Consider the following 24,465-nt stretch of genomic DNA (forward strand, 5'->3'; position numbering starts at 1 on the left):
TATTAGACTCTATTTGAAATTAATTCTACGCTTATGTTACTTAGCTTAATAAGAGAACAAAGTATGTTAGAAACAATATCACAAAATATTCGTTCACTTGGTTCTGTACTGGGTAAAACCATTGCCAATGATAAAGGCCAACGTTGGCTAGAAAATGTTGAACGTGTGCGTTTACTTGCCAAAGATGGTGTTGCACAAGACGCTCTCGCTATAGATGAGCTACAAACCTTATTTGAATCATGCGATGAACAAGAATTATTGATTTATGGCCGCGCGTTTAGTCAATTTTTGAACTTGGCTAATATTGCTGAACAGCAACATACCACCAGCGAGCAAGGCCTTTCTGAGCTTGATTTACCGCATCCTTTAGCCTCTTTAAAAGAGCAAGTTAGCGGATGTACGCCTGAAGCATTTTTGTCAGCCATTAATAAACTCCATATAGAATTGGTGCTAACCGCGCATCCAACAGAGGTTAATCGTCGGACATTTATTCATAAATACCATGAAGTTGCTGAAGAGTTAGGACAATCAGGTGCTGATTTAAATGGCCGTATTGAAGAGCTAATTGAGCAAGCGTGGCATACCAGTGAAATACGCTCGCAACGTCCGACACCATTAGATGAGTCGCGTTGGGGGTTAGATGCTATTCGGGATAGCTTATGGTTTGCCGTACCTACTTTTGTGCGTGAGCTTGATGAATTATGTCAGGCTGTTACGGGCCAAGCATTACCTTTAGACGCTACGCCGATTACGATGGCAAGTTGGATGGCGGGTGATCGCGATGGTAACCCGTTTGTTACCGCAGAACTGAGTAAACAGGCTATTATTAATGCCAGATTACTGGCGGCTGAACTGTATTTACTCGATTTTCAAAACCTGTATCTTGAACTGTCAATGAACAAAGCCAGTGATGAATTAACCGTTGCAGATACTGATAATATTGGTCCTTATCGTCATATTTTAAAGCAAACCATTGCACAACTAGAGCGCAGTGTTTCACTGTTGAAAGAAAATAAAACTAGTGGCGTTATCGCTAGCCCAGAAGCATTGCTCAAGCCTTTAGTTATTTGTCGTGAGAACTTATTAGATGCAGGACTCGACCGAGCTGCTAATTCAATGTTGCTAGACGTTATTCGTAAAATACATTGTTTTGGGATTTCATTAGTTAAGCTTGATGTTCGCCAACACAGTGAATTTCATGATCAAGCCATTTCAGAAATTACCCAAAGTTTAGGTTTAGGCGATTATTTATCGTGGAATGAGCAAAAACGTTGTGAATTTCTTCAACAAGAACTTAACAACCCAAGACCACTCTTGCCGAAAGTAACATGGAGCGAGCAAACGCAAGAGGTGCTCGATACGTTCAAGTTCATAGCAGAACAACCTAAAGAAGTATTAGGTATCTATATTATTTCGATGGCCAGTGAACAAAGCGATGTACTGACAGTTAATTTATTAATGAAAGCAACCGGTATTGCTTGGGATATGCCAATCGCACCACTGTTTGAAACCCTAGACGATTTAAATAGTGCGGCAGGGGTTATTGATAAGTTATTAACTGATAAAGATTACACAAAACGCACGCATGGCGCGCAACACGTAATGATAGGTTATAGTGATTCCGCGAAAGATGCTGGCGTGCTAGCCGCCGCATGGGCGCAATATCAGGCTCAAGAAGCATTAGTCGCAGCAGCGAAAAGTCATAATATTGTGCTGAAATTATTTCATGGTCGAGGCGGCACTATTGGCCGTGGCGGCGGGCCAGCTCATGCGGCTATTGCATCGCAACCTCCGGGAACTTTAGAAGGTGGATTAAGGGTTACAGAGCAGGGCGAAACCATTCGCTTTAAATTTGGTTTACCTAATTTAGCTGTGCGTAGCTTACACTTATACGCCAGTGCAATATTAGCCAGCTTAGTGAAGCCACAGCCTGCACCTAAAGACACTTGGCGTAATGCGATGGAAGACATGGCAAAAAGTAGCTGTGATATTTACCGTAACTATGTCTGTGAACAAGACGATTTTGTCACTTATTTTCGACAAGCAACGCCTGAGCAAGAGTTGTCATCTTTACCGTTAGGCTCTCGTCCTAGTAAACGTAAGTCTGATGGCGGCATTGAGTCGTTACGCGCCATTCCATGGATATTTGCTTGGAGCCAAAATCGATTAGTGGTGCCAAGCTGGTTAGGCTTTGGTCAAGCGATTGCTGATGCGGGTACAACACACAAAGATGCCATTAAAGACATGCTAGATAACTGGCCATATTTTAGAGCCCGTATCTCATTGACTGAAATGGTGTATTTAAAGTCTGATATTAATATATCTAAATTATATGATGAAAGTTTGGTTGAAAAGGACTTACTACCCATGGGCGAGGTACTAAGAGCACAATTAACGGCGGATAGAAAAACGGTGCTTGAGTTGCTTGGACAAACAGAATCGTTGGAGAGTGACCCTTGGAATTTAACCTCGTTTAATTTACGTCGACCGTATTTACTACCATTGCACTTGTTGCAGATAGAAGCATTAAAACGTTTGCGAAAACAACCTGAACATCCAGTTTGTGAGCAGTTGTTGATGGTAAGTATGACGGGTATCGCAACAGGGATGCGAAATACGGGTTAGCCTTTAAATGAAAGCATTACTTAGACTATGAAGCAGCCATTTTTGGCTGCTTTTTCTTTTTTTTACAGTAATAGATGGCGAGTGAATTTTGATGCTTATTTAAGCGCCGTTACGCTTTGCTTACGGTTTTCTCAGGGGGGACTGCATATTGTGTATTTTTATAACTTGTCTAGACTTAATTATAGATTAACAAGGATGGTGGAATTACCCAATGCGCGATGGCTATCAAAAAGATTTTTTACCTTCATTCAATATTGAGTTACCTAAGCCGAGCTTATCTCTTTCAGGTGATGTGTTACAACCACCGGGCTTACTGGATGGCAATGTAGTCATTCCTTATATTCATTACTCGCTCATTATGAGTAAGTCTACCAAGCAGGCGCTATTTTCCGCTGCCAATGTTGATAACGCCATTGCGCAGACGGTATCGGGTTATAAAGGTCGTAAATGGTTTATTGATGCGCGTGTCGGAAGAAATAATCAAATAACCAATAGTGCTTATATCGGAACCCCGTGGGATAGAGGACATTTAACTAGACGCACCGCTGTTACTTGGGGGGATTACAATACAGCATTGTCTGCTAGCAATGATAGCTGTGCTTATACTAATGCTTCTATGCAACATAAGCGTTTTAATGAAGACGAATGGCGTGTACCAGAAACAGCGGTTTCTAAATTCAGTTTATCAAAAGACAATAAATTAATTGTGATGACAGGGCCAATTTTTACTACCTGCGATCGCTTTTTAACCAAAGGTGTTGGCTTTGAACCCGTTCGTATACCTTCAGGATTTTGGAAAACCCTTACTTATGTAGACCATAGCGATAAGCTCGTTACCTCAGCATATATATTCTTCCAAGACACCGACACGTTAAGAACGACTAAAGCTAAGCAGCGCATTAAGTTAAAAAACTTCCGTGTAACGACAACAGAATTACAATTATGGACAGGGTTAGAGTTCGAAAAACAAATGTTTGATAGTAACCCGCTTTGTTTTTATACCGGCCCAGAAGCCATAAAAGTTAACAGGTTAAAAGATTTATCCAATTCAACAGAAGCTTTGTTAGCTGCAGGGGTTATAGAAACTGACGCTTATAACGAAGCAAAATACACCCTTGAACTGAAAGTGCTTTATGAATTAATTGAAGAGTTGAGTTGGTATTAAGTAAATAATGTTAATTGCTTTAAGTTAATCGCACACTTTACGATTGACGGGCTGAAGCCCGACCTAAAAAAAGCAATAATTCAACGCTATGCTATTCCCCGCAAGCCTTATGTAGGTTGGACTTTAGTCCATCAAACTAAATGAAACATAACACCAGTGGCTATAATAAATGAAAAAAAACAATTACCACTGTATTTTGATTTAGGCTTTCAGGTTCATCGCAGATTTAATCATTGACGGACTTAAGTCTGACCTACAAAAAGCAATAATTCAACGCTATGCTATTCCCCGTAAGCCTTATGTAGGTTGGACTTTAGTCCATCAAACTAAATATTTATTTAACTATATTTAACTATAGTTAACTCTGTTTATCGACATTTGGCATTACTGAATCAGTTTCACTTATGACTAAGTTAATTTTTGTAAACAGTTCTTTATTTGGGTATCCATCAGCAATCAGTTGATGTTTTAGCTGAAATGAGCGAATAGCATCTCGGCTTTTGGGTCCCCAAATACCATCGGGTTTACCTGTTTCAAAACCTAAAGTATTGAGTTGGCTTTGTAGATTTTTCATCTCTGCAAAACTATAACGGTTTACATTAGCTTGCTCTGTTTGCAAAAACTCAAGTCCGTTCGCGCCGACTAATTTATTCGCTAATATACCGACGGATAGTGCATAACTTTTTGAAAGATTCCACGTCATAATGACATTAAAATTAGGGTACAGTAAAAATGCGGGCCCTTTGTGACCAGAAGGGAGATAAAGCTCTGCTTGAATATCATAAGTAGATAATGCTTGTTTGTTGATTTTTTTCACCCCTAACTTTTGAAAATAACTCAGTGGGTAATATTGGTCAAAAGCCACTTTCTCAAAGGCAAAATTTTCCGGTAATTTAACTTCTCTACCCCAGCGTTCTTTTGCTTGCCAACCTATTTGATTTAAGTAATTGGCCGCTGTGGTTAATGCGTCAGCTTCACTTTGCCAAATATCTACTTTGCCATCATTGTCACCATCAACTGCATATTTTAAGAACGCGGTTGGCATAAATTGCATATGCCCCATGGCTCCCGCCCAAGAGCCTTGTAGTTGTTCAACAGATACTTTTTCCGTTTCAATTAAGGTAAACAAGTTTAATAATTCTAGGGTGAAAAACTCGCTACGACGTTGATCACATGCCAGGGTTGCGAGCGAATTAAGTACTGACATTTTACCTTTGTGCTTACCAAATACTGTTTCTAAACCCCAAAACGATACTAGGTATTGGCGTGGAACACCGTATTTTTGTTCTAATTTATCAAATAGCACTTTGTTTTGTTCTAGCTTCTGCTTACCAACTCGCTCATGGTAAGCACTCACTCTGGCCTTAATATATTGTTCAAAGGTCTGGGTGAATTCGGGTTGTTTTTTATCTAATGCGATCACGCGCTCAATAGGGGAGATATTATTAATAACGGTTTCGGTGATATAGCTAGAAAACCCTGCGGTTTTAGCTCGTTCTGCTAAGTTAACTTTGCACTGGTTAAAATTTTCGTCGGCAATTGTTGCGTTGGCAATAATAGGAAGAAATGCGCAGGTGGTGAGAAACTTTCGGTAATTAAAAAAAGTGATTACTTGCTTAACAAGCGGGTTTGACGAGGTCATGAAAAAATTCCTAAGCTAAAACGATATCTGAATTTGAGCAATATAATACGAGTACAATACCATGGCTAAATTTTACTTTGATGACAATCTTTAAATCATTATTTAATTAATATTTCGTATTAAAAAATTCGTATTAAACATATTCGTTAATTGAAACATGCTAATACCAAAACAACAGTACTGTCTAGGCAATAGCTTTTTCAAAAGGTTATAATAGCAATTTTAAAAGTAGTGTAGGGGCAAGGTAGTTAATGTTAGAAAATAAGTGTCAATTGCTGAGTAATTATGACGAGCAAGGTTACTTTGTTATTCGGAATTATTTCAACGACTCTGAAATAGCCCAACTTAGAGCCGTAGTATTAAAGTTTCATCAATTATGGCAACAAGACAATGCAACGTTTTATCAAGAGGAAGCCTTTAACTCTTCTTTAATTACCGGCAGTGAATATTTATCGAGTGATGACCGAGTGAAGTTGTTTAACTTTATTAGCTCGAAAAAAGTCATGAATGTTGTTGAGTCGGTCATCGTCAATAATCCTGCCTTTATGAATACTCAGCTATTTTTTAATCCGGTTAATCCTGCACAGAAAGATTTTTGGCATCGTGATTGCCAGTATGACCATGACATTGAAGGACAGAAGGTTGCTATACAAGAAACACAAGTATTGCATCTGCGAGTACCTTTATTCGATGAATTGGGTATGGAACTTGTGCCTGAAAGCCATAAGCGTTGGGATAGCGAGGAAGAATTTAATGTCCGACAAGAAGAAAAGGGCAAAGTCAGTAGTGATGACTTATCTACCGGTAAAAAAATAAGCTTAGCCGCAGGCGATTTATTAGTGTTTTCAGCCGATATGATTCATCGAGGCTTGTATGGTTTAGACCGATTAGCGTTAGATATTTTAGTATTCGATTCAGCCGGTGATTTTGCAGACTATGTTGATGATGATTGTTTGCCGGATAATGCTATGTTGGCTAAAATAGATGATCCAAGACTATTTATTAATACAATTAACTTGAAGTCGGCAGGCTGATTTTCATATAAGTAATAAGTGCTTAGGTACAGCATCATCTTTCAGACGAAGCTATATCTATGTTACTGAGTTCATAGAGCCAAAGCATAAATAATTATCTGGCTCTATGTAAATTATACTCATTTGATCAATTTTATTCTGTTTCCAGCGCAATAGCCGCCATTTTCATTGTACTTTCAAATGATGCTGCGCCAGCGATAAATAACCCATTGTGGCAGAACATTGCATCGTCAATACCGGTAACTTCTTGCAGTGCTTCGTTCGATAAGCCAGCCCATGGTGCAGGTAGTGACTTTCTATCTTCGAATGAGCCAGGTTCAACCGGGACGGTTTGAATACGCCATGGGCCAGATCCTGATGGGTAAACCATATATAAAGCTTGTTCAGACAGTTTGTGAACGGTTGTTTTCCAAGGCGTATATTTTTCTAAAACAATCACCCGTGGATCTTCAGCATTATCAATCGCTTTAGCGACAATTGATTTCGCACTAATGCCGCCGTTAGCTGAAGCAATAAAACGTGTTAAAACGCGTGATGCAAACTCAACAGCTTCATCAAAACAAGTATCAAAGTGACTTTCTTCTTGCCAAGTAGGATTAAACATAGAGATAGTTTGGCTAAGGCTAATACCTTGAGCAACACCTTCTACATGACCACAGTCGATAGCGTCAATAGTTGAGACTAAACCGGCATCAACTGCTTGGGCAACTTCTTGGTTACCTTGGCAAATTTCTCGGCCGTACTTTTGCCAAATTAAACCAAATGATGAAAAAGGAATACCGTTGTCGCGCGCACCGGCGCCACCGCGTTGATGGTGATCAAAACGACCAGTATCCGCGTCATATTCTCCACCAACATCAATGACAATATCAGCCTTGCCAATGACTTCTAAATCACGGGTACGTACAAGGTTAAAAGTTGGGAAAATGTGCTTAAGTGCAGCGATGCTGAATACATCATCAGCATGAAAATTACCGTTGTGAGTTACTATCGTTATTTCGTTTATTTGAGTCATTTATATAAAGTCATTTTAGAAAGGAATAAGAAGGTGGTGCGAGTTAATTTTACTACAGTAAACTTATTTTTAAGCGTTTCATCCAGTAAAATTACTTGCTGATTCTATACGAAGACAGCGCAAATAAACAGCTGATTTTTATTCACAAATTTATCAAATAAAGACTAAAGCATGTGTCACCAATAGAGTGTTCATCAAAGACAGATATTATTAGTGTGCATAAGTTTAAAGTGAAAAATACAGCTATTAGTTTAATGGCATAGAACATTGTAATAAGAACAATACTTTAACTGCTTGACCAGAAGATGGGGTGTCGATAATATGAGCTAATTAGTAAATAATGGATGAATTTATTTTGGCTATAATGTCTTTTTCAGTTTGTAAAAATTTACATTGATAAGTCTTTAAAGCTTGATTTGCTAGGCGTTGTAATTGGTATGATTGCGTGACTAAACAGCACGCATTTTTAAGTTGTAATTTTACTCACGGAAGGTTGATTATGAAAAAACCATCAAAAAAACAAATGTTAGAAAAAGGCATTCATGAACTTTATCGAGAAAACCCAGAACAAGCAGATAAAGCCATATTTGGCCGCACCACTAATCCAGTTTCTCGTCGAGGCTTTCTAACCGGCTTATCTACCATGGGTGCTGTATTAGGTGCCGAAGTTGTTTTTGGACGATTTATGCCAGGTGGTTTGATCCCCGCAGCATTTGCTGAAACTACTGAAAAGTTTCGTATCGCGGGTAAGCATGCCGGCTTAATTATATTAAATGATCGCCCGGTGAATGCTGAAGTGCCTGCTCATTTATTAAATGACTTAGTCACACCCGCCGATAAATTATTTGTCCGCAATAATGGTCTTCCTCCTGAAAATGTTGACGTTAATAATTGGACATTAACCATTGGCGGAGAATCAGTTAAAACCAGTAAAACCTACACTTTAGCTGAACTGAAAAAGAAATTTACTCATCACACTTATCAATTAACCTTAGAGTGTGGTGGCAATGGTCGTGTTGAATTTGATCCACCAGCGAAAGGTAATCAATGGGGCTTAGGTGCTGTTGGTTGCGCTAAATGGACTGGTGTACGTTTAAGAGATGTACTAAAAGATTGTGGTATTAAAGATGATGCGGTTTATATTGGCTATCATGCCGCCGATGAACATTTAACAAGAAATCCAGATAAAGAAGCTATTTCTCGTGGTGTGCCAATGCATAAGGCTTTAGAAGATGAGTCATTAATCGCTTGGTCATTAAACGATGAAGAAATACCCGCAATGAACGGCCATCCGCTACGTTTAGTTTTTGGTGGCTGGCCTGCTTCCACTTCAGGAAAATGGTTAACGGGTATATCCATACGTAATATTGTTCATGACGGGGCCAAGATGAGTGCGCCAGCCTATCGTATCCCATGTGAGCCAGTAGCGCCGGGCACAAAAGTTGCGGCTGAAGATATGTGTATTATTGAAAGTATGCCGATTAAGTCAATGGTTACTTTTCCAAAGTCAGGCGTTAAGCATGCATTAAAAGATGAGTTTTCCGCCAATGGACATGCTTGGGTTGGTGATAAAACCGTGGAGAAAATGCATGTTTCAATTGATTTTGGTCAAACCTGGCAAGAAGTTAAAATATCGAAGCCTGTAAACCGCAATGCATGGCAACATTGGCAAGCCAAAGTTAAATTCCCACAAGCTGGCTATTATGAGTTATGGGCTAAAGCTACCGATAGTGATGGTGTTTCTCAACCGATGATCTTACCGGGCTGGAACCCTAAAGGTTACTTAAATAACGCTTGTCATAGAATTGCAATTCAGGTGGTTTAATATGATTACTTTTAAAAAATCGATATTGCTCTTAAGCTTGATAGTATTACCTTGCAGCTATGCAATTAGCGAAGATAAGCTCGATAAAGATAGCGGCTTTGTTGTCGATACAGGTTTTGAGTTGGTTAAAGCTAATTGTACCGCTTGTCATTCTGCTGCGTTAGTAACACAAAACAGAATGAACCGTGAAACTTGGTTGGAAACTATTCGCTGGATGCAAAAATCACAAGGTTTATGGCCATTGGGTGAGAGTGAAAAAGTCATACTCGATTATTTAGCTAAACATTACAGCCCAACTAAAACAGGTCGACGTAAAAACCTTCCTGCTCATTTGATGCCTGCGGTAGAAAAATAGCGCTGAATGACGCTATGAATAAGGACTTGCTAGCTTAAAAATGAAATGGTGCTTAAAGCACCATTTCAATAATAGACTGGCTTTTATACCAATTTGATTAATTAACTTAGTATTAGTTAGTTGTCCAAATTTTCCCCACGTATTCAGGGTGGTCAACAAATGGGTTACGGTTACCTTGATGTGAATAAGCCGCTTCATTCCTATCAATTTCTTTTTGACTTACTGGGTCATTTGCGTGCCAACGTAGTAACATATTTAATTGCCACGTTTCGAATACTTTATTACTACTGCCATCTAATATTGCATCGCCATATGTACTATTGGTTTGCCAATTAGCAATAACATTTTGATAGCGAGTTGCCATGTAAAGATGGGCTCTGGCCAAATCGCCTTTAAATTCATCGATAGGTTCAAATACAGTACCGCTGTAGCCTAACGCTGAGGTGGCGGAGCCAACTTTACTGTTGTTGCTTGAGGTGTACGTTGCACTTGCTACTTCACCAAATGGGAAACCGCTGCGCTTTGAGTTAACAAAACCATCTGTAGCAAAAATATGATGTATATCAGAATTCATTGGTTCTATTTTTCCACCAAACCAGCTTTTCGGAAATGAATGTTCTCGGTTATAACAATCGCCTTCTCCGCTGTAAGAGCCACATTGATTAGTGACTTTAGTATAAGAATAACTGTCATTACCAAAAGGTTGTTCAGAATATATATCTAAAATTGACCCGTCATTTTCAAAATAAGTATCTAACGAGTGATTAGCATAAAATGTCCATATAGCCCCATAACCTTGAGCAGTATGATTTTTTATTATGTCGTGTAAGGCTGTTTTAAGGGAGTAACCGGTTTGCGTTGTAATGCTTTGATAATAAGTCCCCGGATTTCCACCTGTACCACCGCCAGAACCTGCACTGCCAAGGGTGAAAGTTTTACTTTCTGTCTGTGTGAACGTACCTCCAGATACGAGAGAAGTACCTGCAAGCGAAATATCGTATGAGCCATTACCATAAGTACAACATATGCCATCACCGTAACTGTCATTAATAGTAAAAGTATAATCACCATCTGTTAGACAAATATTTTCGTTGTAGCTGGTAGAATTACTTAAATTACTGCCACTGGCTTGCGCTATATTATTGCTGTCAGTTATTGACCAGCTGGTTTCATAGCCATATTGATCTGTGGTTAAACTAAAGGTGATATCATTAGTTGAACATGCTGTTCCACCTCCGGTTCCCGCGCTTTGGGTTGGTTCAAAATCATCAATATAAACGGTTTCAGCGCCATCAAATCCTGTCGTATCATAAAAGCGTAATCCGACGGCTATTTCTTTAGTCGTGGCGGCTGCGTATGTGTAGGTAACTTGTTGCCATTGATTCACTAAATTTGGATTTGAATACCCTTGATATCCATCAGCAAAGAGTCTGGCTTTTATACCGCCTTCAGTGTGATACACCCAAACTGAAAAATCATAGTTTTGCCCTGCGGTAACGGCAATGTTTTGTAAAAAATCAGTAGAGCTTTGTGTCGCGGTATTTACTGTTATGGCCGCCGAACTCGCCCCAGTTTTAATCGTAGTGGTGTTTTGGCTAACGCTAATACCTGAATCAACCGTAGTCCAATGGTTTGCACTCGTATTTGACCAAGCCTCGAAGTTACCATTAAGTACATCAGCATTAGCAACAAAGCTTAGGCTGCTGAGTAATGTTAGGAGTAATTTTTTATTATGTTTCAAAGAATGTTCCTTCTTTTTTATAGTTTTTTGTCTACGGTCAAAATTTGACAACCGTTATTTACTAACTTAATTTAACTGTTTGGTTAAGTTTTTAATTTGTTTTTTGTATATCTGTTTTAACTATTTCATCAAGTTTAATTTAAGTGATGTTGCTTTTCATAATCTGGCATAGTGCCTCATAATTTTAGAAAATAAAAGTGATTGTTTACTTATTGAACACTGTGGCTTTAGCTTAGTTGACTAAGTGGTTTGTTTTTTATGTTAATAATGGTTGCTAGTTAAACTAAATTTTTTTTATATTTATAATGACAATAGAAAACAGCGATAGGAAGAAGCTAGGGAGTTTCACTTACATTTTTCTATACGTTAGGAAGCGCTACTTATTTTTCAGTTAAAACTATCACTTCATTTTTGCTAATTAATCAAGCCAGCGCTTAATTATTCACGGTAAAATATGAACATAAAAAAGCCCTTACCTATGACAGGTAAGGGCTTTTTCAATTAGGTGTTGGTATGAATAAATTAAAACCAACTCGTTAACTCTAAAAAATACTATTATAAACCGAAGGTACGTGACACGGATAAAACAATACGTGAATCTGCACTTTCAATATTCATAGTGGTATCTTCAATAGCTAGGTTAAAATCAAACCCTTCATAGTGGGTCATATATTCAAGGCGCATATGATTGAATGATTTTTTACCATCCCACATCCATTTATTTGTATCATTTGACGTCGAACGATCGAAAGTCGCTTTCAGATGATGACCCGATGCTACTTCAAACGTATGAGCAATCATTGTAATATAATGCCCCGATTCTAGGCCAAAATAATCCCAAGTGTACCAGAAGTTTAGTTCGGTCTTACCGACCGATGAGTCGTAGCTAAACTTGGCATAAGTCTCTGGATAATTGTAAGTATCGGAAGCTGAGTCGCCGTGGTAGGTGTAGTAAGCAATACCGGTATCAAGACCTATTTTTTCATCAAGTTGAAAGTATTTGCCTGCGTAAACATCTAATTCTACCTTATTGTTACCAAAATCAACGGTTGATGCCCAGGTACCAGCATAAAAACCATCGGTTCCTGAGTAATCTAAACTTGCTTGTAACGCTGGATCATTTCCAGTCAAGCTTACGCCATTAAAAGTATAATCAGAGGTTAAATTAACCGTTGAAGTTACTTCAGCGAATACCGCTAAAGAGGTTGTTAGTAAAAAACTTGTTGCTAGGGCAATAAGACTGCTTTTCATTAATTGTATACTCATTTAATTATGTCACTCGTTCTAGTTTGGTAAAGTCGATTTTATTTTCTTTTGGTGAGCTTTCTATTGCGGCTACTTCTTTAAATTTTCTGAGCAGAATATAACCAAAGCAAGAGAAGAATAGCCCGATAACTAATGCGCCAACCCATTGGATTGCTAAGAAATCTAATTTGAATAACAAGGTCAGTAAACTCAAGGCAGCAATATTGCCTAAGAAATATTTAACTTTACCTATACGGGATACCCCTATATTCAAATTGTCGGTGTATAAGCGGATCAATGAGTCTAGAGAGTTAACCACAAAAGTAATACCAACAAATGCCATGGCAATATTATAGAAACCTGTAGTTTCTATACCGTTCATGCTGTAGTAATACAATACGCTGAACCATATTGCGATCGGAATAGACGGAAATATCAACATAGCCAGTAGTACTTGATAAGTGCGTAAACCACTGACAAAACGTGAGGTAAACTGGCCAATCATAATGCTCCATGCAAACCACCAGTAAAGATAGAATTCATGATAAGCATTCATTGGGAGAACAAACTCGTGAATGTTACCAAAGTAGCCGCCCAACATAGAAAAGGTATTGGCAAATTGGCCGATGCTTGAGTTTTCACCAAAAAATGCACCGCCCCACATGACCGCAATTAACGCGATAAAAAGCCAAGTGGTTGCTAGGCTTAAAATGCGTACATAACGTATGTTGGTACTTGAATACACGGCAAAGGTAATCACTAATAATACAATTAAGTAGAAACTACCAATAATAGACTCACCATCGCCAAGATCTGGCATATACCAAGGTAAGTTAGACAGTAATAAATAAGCCGTAAATGCACAGGTACCTATAATAACAATGTTATTAATGAATTTAACCAGCGGAATTTCGAAAAATTTTACACGTGGCTCAATAACACAAAAGTAAAAGCAGGTGAGAAAGTAAAAGCTCCAAATAAGAAAGGCCCAAAAACCAAACTCTATAGCTAAGGGGTTAGTAAAACCGTACTCAGGGCTAGTTGCTAAATCGGCGTAACTTGCAAACTCAGTTAATGGGAACATAATAAGTCCGACATCAAGTCCCGAAGTAAATAATATAGCAATAAAGGTAAAAGTTTTAACGGGTGTTACACCAACACAGCGAATATTGCCCCATCGATATAGTACAAATGCGATTGCGCTAAAAGTAAATAACATTCCTGCAGATAACCATGCGGTCATGATAGTTTCCTTATTACGTTTTCAATCAATTTAAAGATAAATTAACTCCTATTTTTTCTTACAGATAGAGTGTTCAGTTTCAGCTTATTAGCGCAATTTGATGAATAGCGTGTGTTACTTTTTTATGAGAAAAAATGGATAAGTACAAAGTATTAAATTTAGTCAGTAATCATGTTACTGATAAACGTTATAACGCTGTCTTTTTTCATTTTACCCTTAAAAATAAGCGGGCAATTAATCAACTTGGTACTCGGCTTAAAACATTAATTGTCGTCGCCATGAAATATGCCATGACGATGATAATTACGGTTTACAAGAACACTTGTGATTAAACATTATTGTGTTGTGCGTTTTGGCATATTTGAACGTTGTTGCGCTTGCCAGTTAGTCGCTAGCGTAACTTCTGCGTTAACTGGCGCTAATAGCGCTCGTCCGCGAATAATATCAGCGGCTCGTTCAGCAACCATAATGGTGGGTGAATTTAGGTTTCCATTGGGAATTGTTGGGAATATTGACGAATCAACAACTCTTAGTCCTTCAATGCCATGCACTCGTGTTTGTGGGTCTACCACTGACATTGCATCTGTACCCATTTTACATGAGCAAGAAGGGTGGTAAGCACTTTCAACAGACTGGCGTACAAAACTGTCAATTTCTTCATCTGTTTGCACTTTGATGCCCGGTTGAATTTCTTCCCCACGAAATGCATCGAGTGCTTGCTGGTTAATAATTTCACGTGTTAGGCGAACACAGGCACGAAACCCTTCACGGTCTGCTTCGTGTTCAAGATAATTAAATCGAATTTCTGGATGCGCCTTAGGATCGTTTGAAATGGCTTTAATCTGCCCACGACTTTTAGGTTTATTATGCCCAACATGCACTTGAAACCCGTGACCTGCAAAAGCTTCTTTACCGTCATATCGCATTGCTGCCGGTAAAAAGTGATATTGAAGATCTGGCCATTCAACACTGGCTTTAGAGCGAATAAAACCACAAGATTCAAAATGGTTGGTTGAACCTAAGCCTTTTTTGCTTAATATCCAGCGAGTGCCTATTAGCAGTTTATTCCACCAATCTAACTTGCCATTGAGTGTAATGGGCTGCTTGCACTTAAATTGAAAATAAAACTCTAGGTGATCTTGCAAGTTTTCACCTACACCAGGTAAATCGTGTTTCACTTCAATATTTGCCGCTTCAAGCACCGCTTTAGGGCCGATACCTGATAATTGTAATATGTGTGGTGAGCCTATAGAACCGGCTGATAAAATAACTTCTTTATTTGCTGCAACATCAATTATTTTACCTTTATGCTCGTACTTAACACCGACAGCTTTTTTACCTTCAAGTATGACCTTATGAACCAACGCATGCGTAATGACAGTTAAGTTATTACGCGGCATTGCGGGTCGTAAATAAGCATTTGCTGTAGAGGCGCGCACACCGTTTTTAACGGTCATGTGCATTGGGCCAAAACCTTCTTGTTGAGCCGCATTATAATCTTGCGTTTCAAAGTAACCGGCTTCAACTCCCGCATTGATAAATGCTTTGTAAAGCGGGTTTTTCATTTTATTGCCGTTGTTTACGCCTAGCGGTCCGCCTTTTGCGCGATACTCATTGGCACTAAATGCCCAGTCTTCAGACTTTTTAAAGTAGGGTAAACAGTGATCGTAATCCCACTCTTCTGCGCCATGTTGCTGCCATTCATCAAAATCCTTTGCATGTCCACGTACATAAACCATGCCGTTAATTGAAGAGGAACCGCCTAATACCTTACCTCTAGGGCAGTGCATACGTCGATTATCAAGAAACGGCTCTGGTTGGCTTTCAAATTGCCAAGCGTATTTTTTTGAATTCATCGGAATAGACAATGCCGTTGGCATTTGAATAAAAATACTTTTATCGCTGCCTCCTGTTTCAATCAGTAATACAGTGTTATTACTGTCTTCACTAAGACGATTTGCTAAGACACAACCCGCAGAACCAGCACCGACAATAATGTAATCAAATTTTTCACTTTTCATTTAAAACCTTTAAAATAATTTAGGACATGAAGACTTTTGTACAGCCTAACTAACGAACATAAATTGAGTTTTTCTGTTCGTTAAAAAGGACTGTCGAGAGGCTGTAGCCCTACATAAACCGCTTTGATTTGAGTGTAATGGTTAAGGGTAGCAAGACCATTTTCTCGACCAATACCTGACTGTTTATAACCACCAACAGGCATTTGGGCTGGTGATGCACCATAGCTATTTATCCAGCAAATACCGGCTTGCATTTGATGCACTACACGGTGTGCACGGGTAATGTCTTGGGTAAATACACCGGCGGCTAAACCAAACTCTGTCGCATTGGCTCGGCTGATCACTTCATCTTCATCGGTAAATGTTAAAACGCTCATTACCGGACCGAAAATTTCTTCACGGCAAATGGTCATTTGGTCAGTACAGTCACCAAAAATAGTAGGCGCAACAAAGTAACCGTTTGGCGCACTGTCTGGTTGTAACGCTTTGCCACCATGAAGAAGCGTTGCGCCTTCTTTAACGCCAATGTCGATATAACTTTGTACTAATTCCATATGTTTAGCTGAAATTAGTGCACCAAAGTTAGTGTGAGGGTCCATAGGATCGCCCACGACAATATTATTTTTAGTGCGCTCGAGTAGTTTCTCAATGAAAGCTGGGTATAGTGATTGTTGAACGAATACGCGAGTACCGTTTGTACAAACTTCGCCTTGGGTATAAAAATTACCTAACATGGCGGCAGAAACGGCATTATCGATATCAGCGTCATCAAAAATAATCAGGGGTGATTTACCGCCGAGTTCCATGGTGACATCTTTAAGTGAACTGGCAGCAGCGGCCATTACTTTTTTACCGGTACCCACTTCACCCGTAAAAGAAACTTTAGCAATTTCTGGATGATGCGTTAACCAAGCACCTACTTCACCCGCGCCTTGCACAACGTTAAATACGCCGTTAGGTAACCCTGCTTCAGTAAAGATCTCTGCTAATTTTAATGCGCCAAGTGGCGTTTCTTCAGAAGGTTTAAAAATCATCACATTACCGCAAGCTAATGCCGGCGCTGCTTTCCAGCAAGCAATTTGTAATGGGTAGTTCCAAGCACCAATGCCTGCGCAAATCCCTAAGGGCTCACGACGGGTATAGTAAAAATCACCATCGACGGCTTGTTGATTACCTTCAATACCAGGAGCTAGCCCGGCAAAAAACTCGATTGAATCAGCACCTGATAATACATCAACTACTGAAGCTTCTTGCCATGGCTTACCAGTATCAAGTACTTCAATTTTGGCTAATTCGTCATTACGTTCGTGTAATAACGCTACAGCTTTAAGTAAAATTCGGCTACGTTCGGTTGCGCTCATTGCTGACCAAGTATCAAAACCAAGCTTCGCGCTGGCTATGGCTTTTTCTTGGACTTGTTCATCGGCCACTTCAACTTGATAGATAACTTTTCCCGTAGCGGGGTTAATTACATCAAATGTTTCACCACTGGCATTATCTATATAAGTACCATCGACATAATTTTTATAACGTATTAATGACAAGTAACATCTCCATATTGGTTAATTTGTTCGTCTATAAAGCTTTTACATAATTGCTCAGCTTTGATGAATTCTTCTTCAGGCGAAGAACTTAAGGCACAGCGTAGCCATAAGCCATCAATCATCGCTGCGGTTTTTTGAGACGCTACTATGGCAACATCTTCTTCTAATAATTGACGATATGAAAAAAGTAGGTTGCTATATAAACGCCTACTATTGATATTTTGTAATCTTTTTAGCTTTGGATCATGCATTGACTCTGCCCAGAAACTAAGCCACGTTTTTATGGTAGGGGTAGAGCGCTGAAATGAGGTGAAATTCGCCTCTATGATCATGTTGAGTCGATCGGCTGCATTAAGTTTCTTTGGCGAAACACGTTCAAGTAATGCTAACTTTAACTGCTCTAAAAGGTGCTTAATGGTTGCTTCTATCAAGCCTTGTTTTCCACCAAAGTAATGACTAATAATTCCTGAGGATAACCCCGCAATTTTACTGATGGTTATAATGGTTGTACTTTGTAAACCATGTTGACCAATCGACTCTAATGTTGCATCAATTAGCTGTTGTTTACGCAGAGGTTTCATTCCAACTTTAGGCATATTATGGGTGCTTTTTTATTAATTGAACGTTCAATTAGTTTCTATTCTAATGGTTTTTTATGGAATTATCAACTCAGCTTTAAAAACTGACCTTAGCGGAAGGTGCCTAAAATCGTGGTTTTCGATGTTTTATATAGGCTATGGACGAGTAATTAGCGCCATTAAATAAATTATAAAAAAGTAGTTAAAGGTTAGGGGTCTAATAATTATTTCTGGATGGGTTGAGGCTGGTGCTGTTATTTTTTCATGTATAAAAAGCCCTAATAAAAAATAGTAGGGGGTGGATAATAGTGTCACATGTGGCGGAATTAATGATTTAATCTTAATAAGTTTTTTCGAAGACGGAACACTTGATAATTAGTGGACAATTACATCAGTTGAGTTACCCAATTACAGCAAAGCTGCTAGTCATTATCATCCAACATTATCAACAAATGACATTTGCTGTAGCCACTGAATTACATTAGGTTTTCCGCTAATAAATTAAGTTCATTTTGTGCATAGCTGTCATTAGGATTTGCGTAATTAATGTCAGCAGATCCGACGCTGCAGACGTTAGGGATTTGTTTAGACTTAGGACAAAAGTTAGCCAATTGCGGTCATTAAGCCTTTGCAAATACAGGAGCATATTTAGGGCAATATTAGCCAGGATTTTCTGCTCACTTGTGGGGCTGGTTTAAGCTCACATTGCTGCCATTGGTATACCATCGATAAATGCTAAAATTTTCAAAAAGCTTTTATTACTTTAAATCAATTTTTATTCAAACCTATTGGCACCTTTGCCCCCATACTCCGAAGCCTACATTTAGACTGATTTACTTATACACATAAAATCTAAGGTCAAATTTTATTATTTGGAAGAAGTACAAGGGTGCAATTAATCAATCGTCCAATTAATTATTGAACGATTAATTTAAAGCTCTACATAAGTGCCAGATACTCGTACTTTATTGCTACTATTCTGCCAGTTCCATTTAACATTCTCAGTTGGCATTTCCAATAAAATAGGAGCTTCATGTCCGTATTTTCCAGAGTTAGTTAACAGAGAATTTAGCCTTTGTATATATTTTAAAGATGCTCCTTTCTCATATAAAAAAGTAATTCTTGCGTCCTTACATCCGTAAGGCAGGGATTTGAATAAAGAGGCTAGGTAAGGCTCTGTGATTTCAGAGCCGTAAGCAATTATTTTATTTTCTTTATCAATGTAAAGCCGTATAGGAAGGATCTTATTACTTCCTGGACATTTATCAGTAAACTGTTGAACCTTTGGTTGAGATACAATAGTAATGTCAGTCGGTATAGACCCCAACACTTGCTGCACCGCTCTTGATACGGCTTTCTCTAACATTTTCATATCAATATTTTGCTGTTCAAATGAACTGAACTTAAATGCTACATTTAATTTTCCATCAACCAAGTTCCACTTTAATGCGGGTATCTCTTTAATGTTTTTGTTGATTAGTAATTGTATTTTTTCAACGTCAGCGTCCGTTAAACTTTCTTTTGTCTCTGCATTCTTCCCAAAAGAATAAAGTATATATAGAATTAATATAAATACAGTGAGTAAATTTTTTCCCTTCATCTAACCATCCATCTTATTATCATCATGACTTAAATCACCATAATGAGTGCTGCCATTGAGAAAAACCGTCAGTAAACTACAAGATATTCATATCAGTAAAACGTACGATTTTTAGCTAATTGTTTTTTTATGTTCTATTGTCTTGTAATTAGTCACTTGATAAACCTGTAAAATTATAATTTGTTGATATTGCTTTGCTTAATAAAACGTTTGGAATGATACAAACAATGACTCGAAAAATTCACCTGTAACAATTACAGGTGAAGAATTAATAATCCTAATATTTAAAGAGTATTGTTCTTATTGGGCAAGTGTTGCATCCTCGATAGAAATACAATTCAAACGACAATGAAGCTGTTTTATTCATCACGTAATATCAATGAAGGTCTTGTACTTGCCGATTTAAAGGCTAGGCTAGCTACCGTTAACCAAATGATAATTGTTATGATAATCGCAGAGGTAAAATAGACCCAAATAGATTGAGTAATACGCTCATTAAAATTAGCTAACCAATCACCAATTAACCAATAACTTAGCGGGAAGGCGATCACAATACTAATCGCAACTAATAACAAAAACTCTTTGGCAAGTAGGTTCACAATGCTTAATCGAGAAGCACCTAATACTTTGCGCATAGCCACTTCTTTTTGTCGACGTAATGTAGCAAAAGACGCTAAACCAAATATACCCAAACAAGTTAAGAAAATTGCTAATAAACTAAAAATAGTGACCATATCTAATGCTCGTTTTTCATCTTTATGGGCATTAGCATAATCATCTGTTAATTGGCTAATTTCTACATCACTTAAATGCAGCTCTTCATTTATTATTTTTTGAATTTTCTTGCTCAGTGCTGCCATATCGACATTTTTTGTTTTTATTACGAGGTCACTTGAAACACTCCCACCAAAAAAACCTAAATTTAATGACATCGGCAAAACTTGTTGCCGCGCTGAACCAATTTTGACATTTTCGACAACACCTACAACTTTGGCTTTCATATTATTAAAGCCTGGTGCTATTAGCGTTAACCCTATAACTGAATCTACGTCTTGATAACCTGCCAATTCAGCCATACGACGACTAACGATTACACTAACGCTGCGATTATTTTCATCATCCCTGAAATACCAATCACCATTAAATTGTGGAGAAAAATCACGTCCTGCAAGTAATTCAAGCCCGAAAGTTTCAACAGGGTAGTAATTTGTTGAAATAGTGGGTTGTGTAACATTCAATACCTCTCCATTGGGCCAGGTGAATTGCAAGGAAAACTCCATATCATCAGTTAAATTGGTATTAGAAGCGGTGATTTGCTCAACACCTGGTAAGTCCTTAATCTTATCGAACAGACTATTGGGCTCTTGTTTATACAAAACATCACTAGGTAGTGACTTAACCACCAGCCTTGATGATTTCTCATAGCCTACTTGTAAATTATTGATCAACTGCATTTGTTGATATAAAGAGACTACGCCGATAATTAAGCCAATAGAGAACGCACCTTGGAAACAGAGGGTTAATTTACGAACTAAAATGGCCGTACCACCACGAATAAGATCGCCACTGAGCACACGTTTTGCGTTAAAGGAAGCGATAAATAGTGCGGGATATAAGCCTGAGAGTAGCCCCACCACCAAAATAATGACAACAGTTATCCATGTAAATGCTGAATCGTAATTTAAACCTAGCTCTCTATCCATAAGCACATTAAATTCGGGTAGCGTTAATTCTACTAGCGCAAATGCCGTCAACCCTGCGAACGCTACCACTACAAATGATTCAGTAAGAAATTGAATAACTAGCTGTATTTTTGTTGCGCCTAATGCTTTACGAACCCCAACTTCTTTGCCACGTTTTGCTGATTGGGCAATAGTTAAATTAATAAAGTTGATACTGGCGATAACGATCAAAATAACACTTAATGAAATGCATATTTGTAGCACTGTTAACGAACCGCCTGCTTTCATTGCCGCTGGGTTATTGCCATTAAGGTGTAAGTCTTCCATATTAACTAATGCCATTTTCACATTATTCTTAACTTGCCAATAAAAAATGGCATTACTTTCTTTATTAAATATCTTAGTAAATGAGGGTATAGCTGTACCTGGCAATAATTTATAATAAACATAACCGTCACCCTCGAGCTTTAATTGTGTTGGCATATGAATCAGGCTATCAAACTTAAAGTGTGTGTTTTCAGGTAAATTTTTAAAGATAGCGCCTATAGTGTATTGCTCTTCATCATGATTCAATGTTCGCCCTATAACTTGGTTATTACCAAAAATTCGAATAGCTTCACGCTCACTTAACACCAAATGATTTGGCTTTGATAACGCTTGTGTAATGTCACCCGCAATAGTAGTTAAGTTAACAAAATCAAGAATATTAGTCGTCGCCATATAAAAGTCATTTAGTCGATGATAATTACCCTCCACCTCAACTAAATTACTCAATGCTCGTCCTATTTCCTGCGTGTTTACAAGTTTAAATACATCTTCTACCTGACTATCATGTTTGATTTTTTCGGCAACCTTAAAGCTACTCAGAGATATTATTTGTAAACCTACCGCAGTAAAATCTGTATGACCAAGATAAACACGTTCACTATCAGGGTGTTGTTTATCATAAGACAATTCATGTTGAGCAAATAACGCCATTAAAATGGCCGCAGCTAAACCGATACTAAAACCGATTAAGTTAAGGAAAAAATGTTGTTTATCTTTTCTTATTGCACGTAATGCGGTGACTAAATAAGTGCTGAACATATTAAGCAACCTCAGCTGACATATCTGAAGGTACAGCGGTCTGGTTTGCCTTATCAACCATAACTTGCCCATCTAAAAGACGTACTATGCGATCAGCATATTTACCTTCTTTTTCGTCATGAGTTACCATGATAACAGTGGTGCCATCTTTATTTAGTTCACGTAACATCGCCATGACTTCATCACCATTTTTCGAATCTAAGTTTCCTGTAGGCTCGTCGGCTAAAATAAGTTTGGGATTACTCACCAATGCCCGTGCTACAGCAACACGCTGTTGTTGACCACCGGAAAGTTGCTGAGGTAAATGATCACCTCGATGATCAATACCTATGCGCTTTAAAATAGCTTCTACACGTTGTTTACGTTCAGCCTTAGAAATTTTATGGTAATGAAGTGGTAATTCAACATTTTGAAATACAGATAATTCATCAATAAGGTTGAAGCTCTGAAAAACAAAACCAATAGAAGATTTTCGCAATCCAGCTAACTTTACTTCGTTATAAGACGATATATCAGCTCCTTCAAATTCAAAGCTACCTGATGTTGGCGAGTCTAGCATCCCCAAAATTGACAATAACGTTGACTTACCACAGCCTGAAGGTCCCATAATAGCGACAAACTCACCTGATTTAACGGTTAAATTAATATGACTAAGTGCAGTTGTTTCTAAATCTTGAGTGCGAAAAACGCGGCTTAAATTGGTTAATGTGATCATGGTAATCCCTTGTATTATTGTAACTTGAGTTGTTGAGCTTGATCGAAGTTGCCATAGCCGGAGGTGATAACTTGCTCTCCTATGCTTAGACCTGACAGCACTTCGAAATAATTTTTATTTTTTTGACCAAGGCTAATTTTACGACGTACTGCATTATCACCGTCTGCCGTTAAAACGAAGACCCAATTACCACCTGAATGGGTAAAAAAAGCACCGCGACTCAGTAGAAGTGCATTATTATTATCACCACCCAACATAAGTTCAGTATCAATACTTTGACCACGTTTAATCCCCTGTGTATTTGTAGGTAAATTGACTTCAATTTGAAATTGAGATTGACTGACTCGACTGTCTATTTTACTAACCGTTGTATTCACTGTTCTGCTTTCTAATTTAACTGCGATAGCCATGCCTTGATGAACTTGATTGAGATAAAATTCATCTAACCGTATTACCAGTTTGTATTCGTTAGGGATGTCAATTTGTCCTAAGCGGGCACCGCGGCTTTTAGATTCGCCAATTTCGACATTGAGTTCACTTAAATAGCCAGAAACAGGCGCTTTAATCAGTAAGTTATCTAGGTTTTTACGGGCAAATTTCAGGTTGTTTTGTAACATTTTTGCACTGTCTTCTAGCTGTTCAACTTGTACCTTGCGTATACTATTTTCTTGATCTTGACGCTCAATTGTCAGAGCTTTGCTTGCTTCGTAATAAGCCAGTTCACTTGTTATTTCTGCCAATATGTCTTTGGCAAGTACTCCTTTGGTTACTAAGGATTCTGATTGCTTTATACGGCGCTTAAGATGAGTGATTTGTAAATCAATTTCCAGTAAATCACGACGTAGATTGAGTCTGCTGGTTTCCATGTTCATTTGGGTATTGCGCAAAAAGTTAAGCTGTTCGGTAACTTGTGCTTCTCGTCCCATCACATCAAGTTGTAAGTTGGTATTACTTAAATGTACTAGTGCTTGGCCTTTTTTAACTAACTGCCCTTGTTCAACTAAGCGTTGCTCTACTTGTCCTCCCGCTGAAGTATCGAGATAAATTGTTGTTTTAGGTACCACCTGACCACGTAAGCTTAAAGCATCAATAAAAGCACCTTTTGTGACAGGACTAATGGTAATTTTACTCACTTCAATATTTTGAACGCGGCCACCGACTGCCGACTGACTCAATCCATAAAAAGAAATAACTATAGCTAAAACTAATGCGCTAATTAAGCTATGTTTAAAGTACTTTTGTAGTGGCGTTCGGACTATTTTTTTATCCATTTGGTAGTTCCTGTCATTTCCTTTTTATCTAAACTTTGTAGTTTTTGTCGTGATTTTTATACTAATATTCGTAATAGG

18 protein-coding genes are annotated in these 24,465 nt (G+C 38.2%); 6 read left to right on the forward strand and 12 right to left on the reverse strand.

Going from position 1 to position 24,465, the window contains the following annotated elements; genetic code table 11:
* Window positions 1-63 precede the first annotated feature (63 nt).
* The gene (gene ppc, locus B5D82_RS04165; protein WP_081149473.1) at window positions 64-2,625 is read left to right on the forward strand and encodes a phosphoenolpyruvate carboxylase; all 2,562 of its coding nucleotides are present in this window, start codon (window positions 64-66) and stop codon (window positions 2,623-2,625) included.
* Between the two features lie 211 nt (window positions 2,626-2,836).
* Window positions 2,837-3,790, forward strand: a complete 954-nt coding sequence (locus B5D82_RS04170; protein ID WP_081149474.1) for a DNA/RNA non-specific endonuclease — start codon at window positions 2,837-2,839, stop codon at window positions 3,788-3,790.
* A 358-nt stretch (window positions 3,791-4,148) separates the two neighbouring features.
* Here B5D82_RS04170 and B5D82_RS04175 read toward each other — a convergent pair whose 3' ends face one another.
* Window positions 4,149-5,432, reverse strand: coding sequence for a lytic murein transglycosylase (locus B5D82_RS04175; protein WP_081149476.1), 1,284 nt, complete (start codon window positions 5,430-5,432; stop codon window positions 4,149-4,151).
* 251 nt (window positions 5,433-5,683) lie between these two features.
* Here B5D82_RS04175 and B5D82_RS04180 point away from each other — a divergent pair, with 251 nt between their 5' ends.
* Window positions 5,684-6,466, forward strand: coding sequence for a phytanoyl-CoA dioxygenase family protein (locus B5D82_RS04180; protein WP_081149478.1), 783 nt, complete (start codon window positions 5,684-5,686; stop codon window positions 6,464-6,466).
* 133 nt (window positions 6,467-6,599) lie between these two features.
* Here B5D82_RS04180 and B5D82_RS04185 read toward each other — a convergent pair whose 3' ends face one another.
* Window positions 6,600-7,472, reverse strand: coding sequence for an MYG1 family protein (locus tag B5D82_RS04185; protein WP_081154302.1), 873 nt, complete (start codon window positions 7,470-7,472; stop codon window positions 6,600-6,602).
* 652 nt (window positions 7,473-8,124) lie between these two features.
* Here B5D82_RS04185 and B5D82_RS04190 point away from each other — a divergent pair.
* Window positions 8,125-9,306 carry a sulfite oxidase gene (locus B5D82_RS04190; protein WP_245807609.1) on the forward strand — a complete coding sequence of 394 codons (1,182 nt, stop codon included), beginning with the start codon at window positions 8,125-8,127 and terminating at the stop codon, window positions 9,304-9,306.
* Between the two features lies 1 nt (window position 9,307).
* The gene (locus B5D82_RS04195; RefSeq protein ID WP_081149481.1) at window positions 9,308-9,661 is read left to right on the forward strand and encodes a hypothetical protein; all 354 of its coding nucleotides are present in this window, start codon (window positions 9,308-9,310) and stop codon (window positions 9,659-9,661) included.
* A 112-nt stretch (window positions 9,662-9,773) separates the two neighbouring features.
* On the opposite strand, the gene B5D82_RS04200 is transcribed toward B5D82_RS04195, so the two are convergent.
* From B5D82_RS04200 to B5D82_RS04210, 3 genes are all read right to left on the reverse strand, one after another.
* On the reverse strand, window positions 9,774-11,402 hold the full coding sequence (locus B5D82_RS04200) for an endonuclease (protein WP_081149483.1): 1,629 nt from the start codon (window positions 11,400-11,402) through the stop codon (window positions 9,774-9,776).
* 555 nt (window positions 11,403-11,957) lie between these two features.
* A complete protein-coding gene (locus B5D82_RS04205; protein ID WP_081154304.1) occupies window positions 11,958-12,653 on the reverse strand; it encodes a TorF family putative porin in 696 nt (231 codons plus the stop codon).
* A gap of 19 nt (window positions 12,654-12,672) precedes the next feature.
* Complete coding sequence (locus B5D82_RS04210; RefSeq protein ID WP_081149485.1) at window positions 12,673-13,890, reverse strand: choline transporter; 1,218 nt, start codon at window positions 13,888-13,890, stop codon at window positions 12,673-12,675.
* Window positions 13,891-14,024: 134 nt separating this feature from the next.
* Here B5D82_RS04210 and B5D82_RS19845 point away from each other — a divergent pair, with 134 nt between their 5' ends.
* Window positions 14,025-14,222, forward strand: a complete 198-nt coding sequence (locus B5D82_RS19845) for a hypothetical protein (protein ID WP_157673836.1) — start codon at window positions 14,025-14,027, stop codon at window positions 14,220-14,222.
* A gap of 3 nt (window positions 14,223-14,225) precedes the next feature.
* Here B5D82_RS19845 and betA read toward each other — a convergent pair whose 3' ends face one another.
* The 7 genes from betA to B5D82_RS04245 all read right to left on the reverse strand — a co-directional run bounded on the left by betA (window position 14,226) and on the right by B5D82_RS04245 (window position 24,387).
* Window positions 14,226-15,911 (reverse strand): choline dehydrogenase, encoded by a 1,686-nt coding sequence (betA, locus tag B5D82_RS04215; RefSeq protein WP_081149486.1) that lies wholly within the window; start codon window positions 15,909-15,911, stop codon window positions 14,226-14,228.
* Between the two features lie 80 nt (window positions 15,912-15,991).
* Window positions 15,992-17,455, reverse strand: a complete 1,464-nt coding sequence (gene betB, locus B5D82_RS04220) for a betaine-aldehyde dehydrogenase (RefSeq protein ID WP_081149488.1) — start codon at window positions 17,453-17,455, stop codon at window positions 15,992-15,994.
* A complete protein-coding gene (betI, locus tag B5D82_RS04225; RefSeq protein ID WP_081149489.1) occupies window positions 17,446-18,051 on the reverse strand; it encodes a transcriptional regulator BetI in 606 nt (201 codons plus the stop codon). Before betI ends, betB begins: the two co-directional genes overlap by 10 nt.
* Before the next feature lie 913 nt (window positions 18,052-18,964).
* Entirely contained in the window at window positions 18,965-19,633 is a 669-nt protein-coding gene (locus B5D82_RS04230) for a hypothetical protein (protein ID WP_081149491.1), read from the reverse strand.
* Between the two features lie 359 nt (window positions 19,634-19,992).
* Entirely contained in the window at window positions 19,993-22,401 is a 2,409-nt protein-coding gene (locus B5D82_RS04235) for an ABC transporter permease (protein WP_081149492.1), read from the reverse strand.
* Window position 22,402: 1 nt separating this feature from the next.
* A complete protein-coding gene (locus B5D82_RS04240) occupies window positions 22,403-23,116 on the reverse strand; it encodes an ABC transporter ATP-binding protein (protein WP_081149494.1) in 714 nt (237 codons plus the stop codon).
* 14 nt (window positions 23,117-23,130) lie between these two features.
* Entirely contained in the window at window positions 23,131-24,387 is a 1,257-nt protein-coding gene (locus tag B5D82_RS04245) for an efflux RND transporter periplasmic adaptor subunit (protein WP_081149495.1), read from the reverse strand.
* Between the last annotated feature and the right edge of the window lie 78 nt (window positions 24,388-24,465).

This window comes from Cognaticolwellia beringensis (assembly GCF_002076895.1).
GTDB classification, from domain to species: Bacteria; Pseudomonadota; Gammaproteobacteria; order Enterobacterales; family Alteromonadaceae; genus Cognaticolwellia; species Cognaticolwellia beringensis.